Genomic DNA, 13,265 nt, shown 5'->3' on the forward strand with positions numbered 1-13,265 from the left:
CGGCGCGGTGATGGGTACGGGCCACCGCGAGCGCAGTGAGGAACGTCGACCACCTCGATAGGCTCGCGACATGACCTCCACCCCCGACGTGCTGCGCTACAGCGCTTTCGCCGCGACCCCCGACGGCGGCAATCCCGCCGGGGTCGTGCTCGACGCCCCCGGTCTGACCGACGAGCGGATGCAGCAGATCGCCGCCGAGGTCGGATACTCCGAGACCGCGTTCGTCGTCGCACGGGCAGCCGACTCCCCCGTTCCGCGGTACCGGGTGCGCTACTGGTCGCCCGCCGCAGAGGTGCCGTTCTGCGGACACGCGACCGTCGCGACCGCCGTCGCCCTCGCCGAGCGCGGCGGCGCCGGGGAGGTCGTCTTCGACACGGACGCGGGGCCGGTCGCGCTGCGATCGAGAATCGAGCCGGGCGGGGCGGCCATCGTCTCGTTCACCAGTGTCGAGCCCGAGGTGCGCGACCTCGACGACGATGTGCTCGGTCGACTCCTCGCCCTCCTCGGCATCGCCCGCGACGATCTCGACCCGCGGTTCCCGCCGAAGGAGTCGTTCGCCGGCAACTGGCACCCCGTCGTGACGATCGCCGACCGGGAGCTCTTCGACCAGTTCCGATTCGCGCCGCGGGAGGTCGCCGCACTCATGCGAGAACAGGGGTGGCTCGGCACGGTGACCGTGCTGCACGCCCTTGGCCCCGTCGACTTCGATGCGCGCAACCTGTTCCCCGTGGGGCGGATCACCGAGGACCCGGCGACGGGCTCCGCCGCGGCATCCGTGGGCGCGTACCTCCGCGATCTGGGGTACGTGGAGCGCAGCATCCGGATCCACCAGGGCGCGCATGTGCGCCGACCGAGCCTGCTCACGGTCACGATCCCCGACGCCGGCGGCATCGAGGTGTCGGGCGGCGCGACCCGGATGATGAGCTGACCGTCCGTCCCGCGGGCGCTCTCCCGCGCCTGCGACTTCCGTCTTCCCTGCACCTTCTGCGGCCACGGGTGACTACTGCGGCCTCGGCGCGCGAGGACGGCCGCAGAAGTGACCGATCACCGCAGAACGTGTACCGGCGTCGCTCGGCGACATCGCCTCCGGTGCCCGCGTGCTGTTCCCCTCCGGAGCCCCGGAAGCGCTGCTCACCATCGTGGAGCGATGACGAGCAGCGCCTGACCGGGCCCGAACGGCGAGCCGGCTCAGAACTGCACACCCCCGGATATTCACGACCGCGAGCGGCTCAGAACTGCGAACGCCCCCGAATCCTGGCGACCACGAGCGGCTCAGGGCCGTGAAGGAGTCCGGACCCTCGGGAGTGCCGCGAACAGGTCAGGCCTGTGCGCTGTAGTCGGGCAGCTCCTGCAGGGTCCACGTGTTGCCGTCCGGGTCGTCGAACCAGACGAACCGCCCCCACCCCAGATCTTCGACGCCCCGCGCCTCGACGCCTTGGGCGGTCAGCTGCGCCTTCGCCTCTTCGGCGTTGGGCACGACGACCTGGATGGTCTTCTGCTGACCGGGCTCGAGCGGGATGTCGAGTCCGGTGCCGAACGCGATCGAGCACGCCGACCCGGGAGGGGTCATCTGCACGAACCGCAGCCCCTCGGCCGGCGTGTGATCGTGATCGGGGTTGAATCCGATCTTCGTGTAGAAGTCCTTCGCACGGTCGACATCGCTCACCGGCATGAAGATGAGCTCGATCTTCCACGACATGGTGTCACCCTCCTGGCGGGCATCGGCGCCCGCACGCGACTCACCGTACGCGGGGCCACCGACATCGCACCAGTGCTCGCGACGGTCACCCTGCGCGGGTATATCGGCATGAGACCGGCATCCCGCTCCGTATCGACGGAGATCGCACGCAACGAAGGACCGAATCCCGGGAAAACTCCTGCATCGCGCGAGATCTCCTGCAATACGCGTGCGCGCCTCTGCCAGCCCACGCACCACGCAAGAACTCGTACTCGCGACGCGCGAGCAGCTCAGGATGCCGGCAGCAGCATCCCCGCCAGGAACGACTCGAGCTCGTCGACCGCATCGAGCGGCAGCACGGCGGCGACGTACTGATCGGGCCGCACGACGACCACCACCCCGTCTCTCGACAGCTCTCGAGCGTCGAAGATGTCGACCTCGGTCCACTTCGAGGGTCCGGCCGCATAGACCTTCTCCCAGTCGGTGAGCCCGAGCGGACCGGTCTTGGGCTGGAACAGCGCCGGCGCCGTCGTGACCTCCACCTTTTCGTACGGCTGCTGGTAGACGGCCTTCACATCGAACACGGCGTCGACGTCGGCATCCGGCGGGGTGTAGCGCGCGAACACGGGAGCGGCCGCGGCCGCCCACGCGGCGAGCGCCGACGCGTCGCGGTCGCCGAACGCGTAGACGCGCCAGCGGCCGTCCGCGCGAGCGTGGTGACCGAGATGGATAACGTTGCCGTCGGCGACCCGCACCACCTCGGCCGACTTGAACCGCTTGCCGATCGGGAAGCCCGCGGCCAGCTGCTGATGCGCGTCACGAGCCGTGATCATCGACTCGCTGTACTGGGTCATGAACCCGGAGGGGAACTCCGCGGTCGCGAGGTAGTAGGTCGCGAGGTCGCCGGGGTCGGTGATCTCCGACGGCTTCCGAGCCATGAGCGACGACCACTCCCGGTCGAAGTCGATGAGCTGCTGCGCGACGGGCCGTCGCTCGGCCGAGTAGGTCGAGAGCAGAGACTCCGGCGCCATCCCGGACAGTACCGATCCGAGCTTCCAGCCGAGGTTGAAGCCGTCCTGCATCGACACGTTCATGCCCTGCCCAGCCTTGGCGCTGTGCGTGTGGCAGGCGTCGCCGGTGAGGAACACCCGCGGGGTGCGACCCGAGCCGTCGATCACATCGTCGAAGCCGTCGGTCACCCGGTGCCCGACCTCGTAGACGCTGTGCCAGGCGACCTCCTTCACGTCGATCGAGTACGGATGGAGGATCGCGTTCGCCTTGCGGATGATCTCCTCGATCGGCGTCTGCCGCACGCGATGGTCGTCGTCCGCGGCGACCTCGCCGAGGTCGATGTACATGCGGCTGAGGTAGCCGCCCTCGCGGGGGATGTGCAGGATGTTCCCGGCCTCCGAGTTGATCGCGCACTTGGTGCGCCAATCGGGGAAGTCCGTGTTCACCAGCACGTCCATGACGCCCCACGCGTGTGCGGCGCTGGCGCCGACGTGCGTGCGGCCGATGGCCTGGCGCACCCCGCTGCGTGCGCCGTCGCAGCCCACGACGTACTTCGCGCGGATCGTCCGCTCCTCACCCGCGCGCTCCCCCGCCGAGTGCCGCACGCCGACCTCGACGGGGTACTCGCCCTCGTCGTGCACGGTCAGACCCGTGAACTCCACGCCGTAGTCGGGCGCGAGCCGCGCGGGACCGTGGGCTGCCGCCTCGGCGAAGTAGTCGAGCACGCGCGCCTGGTTCACGATCAGGTGCGGGAACTCGCAGATGTCGTACGCGTAGTCGGCCGTGCGCGAGGTGCGGACGATCTCATCAGGCTTCTCGGGGTCGGGTCCCCAGAAGTTCATCCAGCCGATGTTGTACGCCTCCGCGATGATGCGCTCGGCGAAGCCGAACGCCTGGAAGGTCTCGACGCTGCGCGGCTGGATGCCGTCGGCCTGGCCCAGCACGAGGCGGCCTTCGCGCTTCTCGATGATGCGCGTGGTCACCCCCGGGTACTGCGCCATCTGCGCGGCGAGGAGCATCCCTGCCGGCCCTGAGCCGACGATGAGGACGTCGACCTCGTCGGGCAGGTCGCCGGGGTGCTCGGCGACCTGCGCGGGCAGCACCCGCGGGTCTCCGGACACGTAGCCGTGGTGGTGGAACTGCATCGTCGTCGATCCCTTCCGGATGTGACTATTCTCTCGCGAAGGCGGCGGCTCAGGCGCGGGCGAGGCCGCGGACGGGACTCACCGACTGCTCCTCCTCGTGGTCGGGTCCGAGCGGGATGCCGGAGCGGTCGCGCAGCAGCAGCGTGGCGATGAGTCCCAGCACGGTCATGCCGGCGAGGTACCACGTGACGGCCTGCGTGGAGCCGGTCGCCTGCACGATCGCGGTCGCGATGGTCGGAGCGAACGCGCCTCCGGCGATCGCGCCGATCGCGTACGAGATGGAGACGCCGGAGAAGCGGATGCTCGCGGGGAACAGCTCCGTGTACAGCGCCGCCTGCGGGCCGTACGTGAAGCCGAGGCCGATCGTGAGGATCGCGAGTCCTGCGAACAGGAGACCGATCTGACCCGTGTTCACGAGCGGGAAGAGCGTGAACACACCCACGAGCTGCAGGATCCAGCCGACGACGTAGGTCGTGCGGCGTCCGATGCGGTCGGAGACCCAGCCCGCGAGCAGGGTCGTGACCAGCCAGGTGACGGCGGAGCCGGCGACGGCCCAGAGCACCGGTCCGCGCTCGAGACCGATCGGCCCCTCGGGGTTCGTGGCGTAGCCCTGGATGTATCCGCCCGTGGTCATGTAGCCGACGGCGTTGTTCCCGGCGAACACGAACGCGGCGATGATCACGAGCAGCAGGTGCTTCTTGAAGAGCTGCACGATCGGCATCCGGGCGCGCTCCTTGCGCTCAGCGAGTTCGGCGAACACCGGGCTCTCCTCGACGCGACGACGCACGTAGTATCCGACGAGGATGAGCACGACGCTCAGCAGGAACGGCACGCGCCACCCCCAGGAGAGGAACTGGTCGCCCGGCGCGATCGCCGTCATGAGCGCCATCACACCGGACGCGAGCAGCAGGCCGAGCGGCACCCCGATCTGCGGCGAGGCGCCGAAGATGCCCCGCTTGGTCTTGGGGGCGTGCTCGACGGCCATGAGCACCGCACCGCCCCACTCGCCGCCGGCCGAGATGCCCTGGATGATGCGGAGCAGCACGAGAAGCACGGGGGCGGTGATCCCGATCGCCTGGTACGTGGGAAGGATGCCGATGAGGGCGGTGGCCGCCCCCATCAGGATCAGCGTCCACATGAGCACGGTCTTGCGGCCGAGCTTGTCGCCGTAGTGGCCGGCGAGGAACGCGCCGAGCGGACGGAACAGGAAGCTCACCCCGACCGTCGCGAACGCGATCAGCGCGCTGTTGGCACCGAGCGGCTCGAAGAACAGCTGGCCGAACACGAGGCCGACCGCGGTGGCGTAGATGAAGAAGTCGTACCACTCGACGGTGGTGCCGACGACGGTGGCGAACACGACGCGTCGCCGGTCGGTCGCGGAGGCGATGGTGCCGGTGGGGGTGAATCCCGCCTGTGGCTGCCCGCTCATGGGTATCTCCTTTGATGGTGACGGCTCTGTCACGGCATCCGCGCGATCCGCATGAGCGGGGAGGGCATGGTTGCCGGGGTGATCATGATGATATACGATTTCGGATACGACGCAATACGGCGTCTGACAGAGCGCGAGGAGGCGCCCACCGTGACGGCATCCATGACCCGCCCCGGCAAGATCATCGCGATCCATCTGAGCTACGAGTCCCGCGCCGACCAGCGCGGCCGGCGCCCGGCATCCCCCTCGTACTTCTTCAAGCCCGCGAGCTCGATCGGCGTCTCCGGCGGAACCGTCGAGCGGCCGGCCGGCACCGAGCTCCTCGCCTTCGAGGGTGAGATCGCGCTCGTGATCGGCGCGCCAGCGCGGCGCGTATCGCTCGCCCGCGCCTGGGACCACGTCGCCTGGGTGACCGCCTCGAACGACCTCGGCCTCTACGACCTTCGCGCCGACGACAAGGGCTCGAACGTGCGCTCGAAGGGCGGCGACGGGTACACCCCGCTCGGACCCGAGCTGATCGACGCCCGCACCGTCGACCCCGCGGCCCTGCGCGTCCGCGCCTGGGTGAACGGCGAGCTGCGCCAGGACGACACGACGACCGGCCTCATCTTCCCGCTCGCGCAGCTCGTCGCCGACCTGTCGCAGCACTTCACGCTGGAGACCGGCGACGTCATCCTCACCGGAACGCCCGCCGGATCCTCGGTCATCGTGCCGGGCGACGTCGTCGAGATCGAGGTGGACGCACCGGATGCCGAGGGCTCGCCCTCGTCCGGGCGCCTCGTCACCACGGTTGTCCAGGGCGATGTGCCCTTCGACCCGGAGCTCGGCTCGCTCCCCTCGGTCGACGATCTGCAGCGCACCGAGGCGTGGGGCTCGCCCGAGGCGGCCGGACTCGCGGAATCGACCGACCGGTCGTCGAGCGAGGAGCGCAGCGACGAGACGAAACGCGGCGAGAGCAACGAGACCCTCTCCCCCGAGCTGCGGGAGAAGCTCCTCGCGGCCCCGACCGCCGGCCTCTCCGCGCAGCTGCGCAAGCGTGGACACCACGGCTGCTTCGTCGACGGTCTCACCGCGAACATCCCCGGCACCAAGATCGTCGGCACCGCCAAGACGCTGCGGTTCGTGCCGTTCCGCGAAGACCTTTTCGCGTCGCACGGTGGCGGCTACAACGCCCAGAAGCGGGCGTTCGATGCGGTCGACGAGGGCGAGGTGATCGTGATCGACGCGCGCGGCGACGCCACGAGCGGCACCCTCGGCGACGTCATGGCCCTCCGCGCCCAGGTGCGCGGTGCGGCCGGCGTGGTCACCGACGGCGGCGTCCGCGACTTCGACGCCGTGGCTGCACTCGGCTTTCCCGTCTTCTCGCAGGGAGGGCACCCGTCCGTCCTCGGCCGCCGCCACGTGCCGTGGGAGGTCGACGTCACGATCGCGTGCGGCGGAGCAACCGTGCAGCCGGGCGACGTGATCGTCGGCGACGGCGACGGCGTGATCGTCATCCCGCCGGCACTCGTCGAGGAGATCGTCGACGCGGCGCTCGCTCAGGAGGACGAGGACTCGTGGGTCGCCGAGCAGGTGGCCGCCGGACATCCGGTCGACGGACTGTTCCCGATGAACGCGGAGTGGCGCGCTCGGTACGCCCTTCGTCTCGCTCCGCTCGCTCAGGAACCGGCAGAGAAATGAGTACGACAGCGACGAGCAAATCCGAGGTCGCGTACGAGTGGATCCGCTCGCGCATCACGGGTCACATGTTCAGCCCCGGGTACCGGCTCGTGCTGGGTTCGATCGCCGAAGACCTGAAGATGAGCGTCGTGCCGGTGCGCGAGGCGATCCGCCGCCTGGAGGCCGAGGGACTCGTCACGTTCGAACGCAACGTCGGCGCTCGGGTCACCCTCGTCGACGAGAGCGAGTACGCGCACACGATGCAGACGCTGGGCATCGTCGAGGGCGCCGCCACCGCCCTCTCCGCTCCCCTGCTCGACGAGGATGCACTCGACGAGGCGGTGCGCATCAACGACCGCATGGCGCGGATGCTGGAGCACTTCGACGCGCACGCGTTCACCGAGCTCAATCGGCAGTTCCACTCCGTGCTCTTCGAGCCGTGCCCCAACCCGCACCTGCTCGAGCTCGTGCATCGCGGATGGTCGCGGCTCTCCGGCATCCGCGACTCGACCTTCGCGTCGGTGCCCGGTCGCGCGCACCACTCCGTCGAGGAGCACACCCAGATCGTCGAACTGATCCGCATCGGCGCCGATCCGCTGGAGATCGAGCTCGCGGCCCGCAACCATCGCTGGCGCACGAGGGATGCCTTCCTCGATGCGCTGCACACCCGCACACCTCACACCGGCTTCCTTGACACCTCTGGAGACGAGTCATGACCGATTCCCGCATCCCCGCCGACCTGCCCGACCACATCCAGCACTACATCGACGGCGCCTTCGTCGACTCGGTCGACGGCGACACCTTCGACGTGCTCGACCCCGTCACCAACGAGACCTATACGACGGCGTCCGCCGGCAAGAAGGCCGACATCGACCTCGCGGTCGCCGCAGCCACGCGCGCGTTCCGCGAGGGCCCGTGGCCCCGGATGCTGCCGCGCGAGCGCTCGCGCGTTCTGCACCGCATCGCCGACATCGTCGAGTCGCGCGATGCTCGCCTCGCCGAGCTGGAGTCGTACGACTCGGGGCTGCCCATCACGCAGGCCCTCGGCCAGGCACGCCGCGCCGCCGAGAACTTCGGCTTCTTCGCCGACCTGATCGTCGCGCAGTCCGACGATGCCTTCAAGGTGCCCGGCAAGCAGATGAACTACGTCAACCGCAAGCCGATCGGCGTCGCCGGGCTCATCACCCCCTGGAACACGCCGTTCATGCTCGAGTCGTGGAAGCTCGGCCCGGCGCTCGCCACCGGCAACACCGTGGTGCTCAAGCCCGCCGAGTTCACGCCTCTGTCGGCGTCGCTCTGGGCGGGGATCTTCGAGGAGGCAGGGCTGCCGAAGGGCGTCTTCAACCTCGTCAACGGCCTGGGCGAAGACGCCGGTGACGCGCTCGTGAAGCATCCGGACGTCCCGCTCATCTCGTTCACCGGCGAGAGCCGCACGGGCCAGATCATCTTCGGCAACGCTGCGCCGTTCCTGAAGGGCCTCTCGATGGAGCTGGGCGGCAAGTCGCCGGCGGTCGTCTTCGCCGACGCCGACCTCGAGGCCGCGGTCGACGCCACCATCTTCGGCGTGTTCTCACTCAACGGCGAGCGCTGCACCGCGGGGTCCCGCATCATCGTCGAGCGGTCGATCTACGACGAGTTCGTCGAGCGCTATGCGGCTCAGGCAAAGCGCGTGAGGGTCGGCTACCCGCACGACCCCGCCACCGAGGTCGGCGCGCTCGTGCATCCCGAGCACTACGACAAGGTCATGAGCTACGTCGAGATCGGTAAGAGCGAGGGCCGCCTCGTCGCCGGCGGCGGCCGTCCGGACGGGTTCGAGGAGGGGAACTTCGTCGCCCCGACCGTCTTCGCCGACGTCTCCCCCGACGCGCGCATCTTCCAGGAGGAGATCTTCGGCCCGGTCGTCGCGATCACGCCGTTCGACTCCGACGAGGAGGCGCTCGCCCTCGCGAACAACACGAAGTACGGCCTCGCGGCGTACATCTGGACCAACGACCTGAAGCGCGCGCACAACTTCGCGCAGTCCGTCGAGGCGGGCATGGTGTGGCTCAACAGCAACAACGTGCGCGACCTGCGCACCCCGTTCGGCGGCGTCAAGGCATCGGGCCTCGGTCACGAGGGCGGTTACCGCTCGATCGACTTCTACACCGACCAGCAGAGCGTGCACATCACGCTCGGCGGGGCCCACAACCCCACCTTCGGCAAGAACTGACCAGAGAACCACAGCAAGGACGCTGACATGACCGACCGCCACGAGATGACCCTCACCTCCGCCGGCTACTACGTGAGCGAGGAGGCGCCGATCCAGACCGAGAACCCCATCGCGACGCCGCAGAGCACCCCGCCCGACATCCTGCGCTGCGCGTACATGGAGCTCGTCGTCACCGATCTCGCCGCCTCACGGCAGTTCTACGTCGACGTGCTCGGCCTGTACGTGACCGAGGAGGACGACGAGGCGATCTACCTGCGCTCCACCGAGGAGTTCATCCACCACAACCTCGTGCTGCGGAAGGGACCGGTCGCCGCGGTGGCCGCGTTCTCGTACCGCGTGCGCTCGGCCGAGGACCTCGACCTCGCGGTGTCGTTCTACTCGGAGCTCGGCTGCGACGTGCGCCGCGACCCGCAGGGCTTCGTGAAGGGCGTCGGCGACTCGGTGCGCGTCGTCGATCCGCTCGGCTTCCCGATCGAGTTCTTCCACCAGAGCGACCATGTCGAGCGGATGTCGTGGCGCTACGACCTGCACATCCCCGGCGAGCTCGTGCGCCTCGACCACTTCAACCAGGTCACGCCGGATGTCCCGCGCGCCGTGAAGTTCATGCAGGATCTCGGCTTCCGTGTCACGGAGGACATCCAGGACGACGAGGGCACGGTGTACGCCGCGTGGATGCGGCGCAAGCCGACGGTGCACGACACCGCGATGACCGGCGGCGACGGACCCCGCATGCACCACGTGTGCTTCGCGACCCACGAGAAGCACAACATCCTCGCGATCTGCGACAAGCTCGGTGCACTGCGGCGCTCCGACGCGATCGAGCGCGGCCCCGGCCGCCACGGAGTGAGCAACGCGTTCTATCTGTACCTGCGCGACCCCGACGGGCACCGCGTCGAGGTCTATACCCAGGACTACTACACGGGCGACCCCGACAACCCCGTCATCACGTGGGACGTGCACGACAACCAGCGCCGCGACTGGTGGGGCAATCCCGTCGTGCCCTCCTGGTACACGGATGCCTCTCTCGTGCTCGACCTCGACGGCAACCCGCAGCCGGTCGTCGCACGCACCGACAGCTCCGAGATGGCCGTCACGATCGGCGCCGACGGATTCTCGTACACTCGCGCCGACGAGGGCGAGAAGAAGCTCGGCAACCAGCTGTAACCCCCGGGTCGTTGAGCGAGGAGCGCAGCGACGAGACGAAACGCCTGACGAACAGGACACGGATGCTCTCGAATGAGATAATCACGCAGATCGCCGCCGAGCTCGCGGACGCCGACCGCACCCATGGGGTCATCCCGCGCATCACGGGCCGCTACCCCGAAGCGACGGTCGAGGACTCCTATGCCATTCAGGGCGTCTGGCGCGATGCGCAGATCGCCGCGGGGCGCCGCCTTGTCGGCCGCAAGATCGGCCTGACCTCCAAGGCGATGCAGCAGGCGACGGGCATCACCGAGCCCGACTACGGCGTCATGTTCGACGACACCGTGTACGAATCGGGGGCCGAGATCCCGACCGACCACTTCTCGAACGTGCGCATCGAGGTCGAGCTGGCGTTCGTGCTGAAGCGGCCGCTCGAAGGCCCTGACTGCACGCTCGACGACGCACTCACGGCGATCGACTACGCGGTCCCCGCGCTCGAGGTGCTCAACTCGCACATCGAGCTCGAGGGGCGCACGATCGTCGACACGATCAGCGACAACGCGGCGTACGGCGCGATGGTGCTGGGCGAGGTGCGCAAGCGACCCGACGAGATCGACCTGCGCTGGGTTCCGGGCGTCCTCTCGCGCAACGGCGAGATCGAGGAGACCGGGGTCGCTGCGGGAGTGCTCGGTCATCCGGCCACGGGCGTGGCCTGGCTGGCGAACAAGTTCCACCAGCACGGCGCGCGCCTCGAGGCGGGCGAGATCATCCTGGCAGGATCGTTCACGCGCCCGATGTGGGTGTCGCGCGGCGACGAGGTGCTGTGCGACTACGGACCGATGGGAACCATCACATGCCGCTTCGTCTAGACCCGTCGTTCCGCGAGGCGCTCGCGGAATCCGATCGCCCCCTCATCGGGATGTGGGCCTGCTCGGGCAGTCCGCTGGTGACCGAGGTCGCCGCGGGGTCGGGCCTGGACTGGCTGCTGATCGACATGGAGCACTCCGCCAACACCCTCGAGTCGACCCTGGTGCAGCTGCAGGTCGTCGCGGCGTATCCGATCACACCGGTCGTGCGGGTGCCGTCGAACGACCCCGTGTCGATCAAGCAGGTGCTGGATCTGGGCGCACAGAGCATCATCGTCCCCATGGTGTCGTCGGCCGAGGAGGCCCGCGCCGCGGTCGCCGCCACCCGCTACCCGCCGGAGGGCGTCCGCGGCGTCGGCAGCGCTCTCGCCCGCAGCGCCCGGTGGAACCGCGTCGACGGCTACCTCCGCGACTCCACTCGGCATACCTCGCTCACGGTGCAGATCGAGACCGCGGACGGCGTCGCCGCGGCATCCGAGATCGCGGCGATCGACGGAGTCGATGCCGTCTTCGTCGGCCCCTCCGATCTCTCGGCGTCGATGGGCCTGCTGGGCCAGCAGACGCATCCCGACGTGCTCGCCGCCGTCGAGAGCGTGTTCGCAGCGGTGAGCGAGGCGGGAAAGCCCGTCGGTGTGAATGCGTTCGACCCTGCCGCCGCTGACGCGTACATCGACGGAGGCGCTGACTTCGTGGCGGTCGGTGCCGACGTCGCGCTCCTGGCGAGGGCGTCCGAAACCCTCGCGGCGCGGTTCATCCCGGCATCCGATGCGGCCGACCGCGACAGCTACTGAGAGCGAGGCATCACGGCGCGCCCGGTGCCAGGATGGTCTGATGCACACGAGTGACCCGGCGCCATGATCCGCGCTCTCGCCGCGATGCAGGACCGCGGGTTCCGCTGGTTCTTCCTCGCTCGCGCCATCACCATGATCACCGGGTCGATGTCGTCGATCGCCCTGGCGTTCGCGGTGCTCGAGATCGACAATGATCCGCAGTCGCTGTCTCTCGTGCTGGCCGCCTTCACGCTCAGCAACATCGTCTTCCTGCTGTTCGGCGGCGTCGTGGCCGATCGACTGCCTCGGGCGCTCATCATCCAGTCCTGCTACGTGATCGACATCGTGAGCATCGGCACGATGGCCGCACTGCTCTTCAGCGGCACGGCGACCATCCCGCTCCTCGCGCTGCTCTCGGTTCTAAACGGGGCGTCGACCGCCTTCGTGCTCCCGGCGATGCAGGGCATCATCCCGCAGCTGACGACGCCGGAGCACCTGCAGCAGGCGAACGCCATGCTGTCGTTCGCGCGCTCGGCGACGACGATCGGCGGCCCCATCATCGCCGGCATCGTCGTCGCGACCGCAGGCCCCGCCTGGGTCATGGTCTCGCAGGCCGTCGCGTGGGCGCTCGCGATCCCGATCCTCGCGATGGTCCGCCTTCCCTCGCCCGTGCACGGCGGCGGCACGTCGCTGTTCCACGACCTCCGTGTCGGCTGGCAGGAGTTCTCGAGCCGCACCTGGCTGTGGACGATCGTCGTGGCGTTCATGATCATGAACGCCATCCACATCGGAGCCTGGGGCGTCGTCGGCCCGTACATCGCGAAGAACGACGACCGGCTCGGCGTCGCCGGTTGGGGGTGGGTCGTGAGCGCCGAGGGCCTCGGCATCCTGCTCATGACGCTCGTGCTGATGTGGTTCCCGCTGAAGCGACCGCTGCGCTACGGCATGATCGGCATGGCGACGTTCGCGATCCCGCTCACGGTGCTCGGCGCCCACCCCGCCGTCGTGCTCCTGGCTATCGCCGCGTTCCTCGCGGGAGCGGGCGCCGACGTCTTCAGCACCGGATGGAACGTCGCCATGATGGAGAACGTGCCGGGCGACAAGCTCTCGCGCGTCTACAGCTACGACATGCTCGGCAGCTACGTGGTGCTGCCCGTCGGCACCCTCGTGTACGGCTGGCTGGTCACGCACAGCGACGTCGTCACCGTGCTGCTCTGGTCGGGTGCCGTGTACGCCGCGGTCGCACTGCTGGCTCTCGCCGTGCCCAGCGTCTGGCGCATGGGTCGCCCGGCCGAAGCCCTCGGCTCGGGGCACGACGGGTTGGCGGATTCATAGCAATCCGGGCGAGACTGTGA

At 69.1% G+C, this 13,265-nt stretch carries 11 protein-coding genes; 8 read left to right on the forward strand and 3 right to left on the reverse strand.

Annotated features, from left to right (window positions below):
• The first annotated feature begins 70 nt into the window (after positions 1 to 70).
• On the forward strand, positions 71 to 928 hold the full coding sequence (locus tag AUC47_RS11470; protein WP_096715309.1) for a PhzF family phenazine biosynthesis protein: 858 nt from the start codon (positions 71 to 73) through the stop codon (positions 926 to 928).
• 390 nt (positions 929 to 1,318) lie between these two features.
• Here the strand turns inward: AUC47_RS11470 and AUC47_RS11475 are convergent, their stop codons facing one another.
• The 3 genes from AUC47_RS11475 to AUC47_RS11485 all read right to left on the reverse strand — a co-directional run bounded on the left by AUC47_RS11475 (position 1,319) and on the right by AUC47_RS11485 (position 5,263).
• Positions 1,319 to 1,699: a VOC family protein gene (locus AUC47_RS11475; RefSeq protein ID WP_096715310.1), complete on the reverse strand. Its 381-nt coding sequence runs from the start codon at positions 1,697 to 1,699 to the stop codon at positions 1,319 to 1,321.
• 269 nt (positions 1,700 to 1,968) lie between these two features.
• A complete protein-coding gene (locus AUC47_RS11480) occupies positions 1,969 to 3,834 on the reverse strand; it encodes an FAD-dependent monooxygenase (protein ID WP_096715311.1) in 1,866 nt (621 codons plus the stop codon).
• Between the two features lie 49 nt (positions 3,835 to 3,883).
• Complete coding sequence (locus AUC47_RS11485) at positions 3,884 to 5,263, reverse strand: MFS transporter (protein ID WP_096715312.1); 1,380 nt, start codon at positions 5,261 to 5,263, stop codon at positions 3,884 to 3,886.
• 162 nt (positions 5,264 to 5,425) lie between these two features.
• Here AUC47_RS11485 and AUC47_RS11490 point away from each other — a divergent pair, with 162 nt between their 5' ends.
• The 7 genes from AUC47_RS11490 to AUC47_RS11520 all read left to right on the forward strand — a co-directional run bounded on the left by AUC47_RS11490 (position 5,426) and on the right by AUC47_RS11520 (position 13,245).
• Positions 5,426 to 6,943, forward strand: coding sequence for a fumarylacetoacetate hydrolase family protein (locus AUC47_RS11490; protein WP_373557862.1), 1,518 nt, complete (start codon positions 5,426 to 5,428; stop codon positions 6,941 to 6,943).
• Entirely contained in the window at positions 6,940 to 7,638 is a 699-nt protein-coding gene (locus AUC47_RS11495; protein ID WP_096715313.1) for a GntR family transcriptional regulator, read from the forward strand. Before AUC47_RS11490 ends, AUC47_RS11495 begins: the two co-directional genes overlap by 4 nt.
• Entirely contained in the window at positions 7,635 to 9,131 is a 1,497-nt protein-coding gene (gene hpaE / locus AUC47_RS11500; RefSeq protein WP_096715314.1) for a 5-carboxymethyl-2-hydroxymuconate semialdehyde dehydrogenase, read from the forward strand. Before AUC47_RS11495 ends, hpaE begins: the two co-directional genes overlap by 4 nt.
• A gap of 27 nt (positions 9,132 to 9,158) precedes the next feature.
• Complete coding sequence (gene hpaD / locus AUC47_RS11505; RefSeq protein ID WP_096715315.1) at positions 9,159 to 10,295, forward strand: 3,4-dihydroxyphenylacetate 2,3-dioxygenase; 1,137 nt, start codon at positions 9,159 to 9,161, stop codon at positions 10,293 to 10,295.
• A gap of 62 nt (positions 10,296 to 10,357) precedes the next feature.
• Complete coding sequence (locus AUC47_RS11510; protein ID WP_096715316.1) at positions 10,358 to 11,143, forward strand: 2-keto-4-pentenoate hydratase; 786 nt, start codon at positions 10,358 to 10,360, stop codon at positions 11,141 to 11,143.
• On the forward strand, positions 11,128 to 11,931 hold the full coding sequence (locus AUC47_RS11515; RefSeq protein ID WP_096715317.1) for an HpcH/HpaI aldolase family protein: 804 nt from the start codon (positions 11,128 to 11,130) through the stop codon (positions 11,929 to 11,931). The genes AUC47_RS11510 and AUC47_RS11515 overlap by 16 nt, the downstream gene beginning before the upstream one ends.
• 63 nt (positions 11,932 to 11,994) lie before the next feature.
• Positions 11,995 to 13,245 carry an MFS transporter gene (locus AUC47_RS11520; protein WP_096715318.1) on the forward strand — a complete coding sequence of 417 codons (1,251 nt, stop codon included), beginning with the start codon at positions 11,995 to 11,997 and terminating at the stop codon, positions 13,243 to 13,245.
• Positions 13,246 to 13,265 lie beyond the last annotated feature (20 nt).

The sequence above is a fragment of the Microbacterium sp. SZ1 genome, from assembly GCF_002362255.1.
GTDB lineage: Bacteria > Actinomycetota > Actinomycetes > Actinomycetales > Microbacteriaceae > Microbacterium.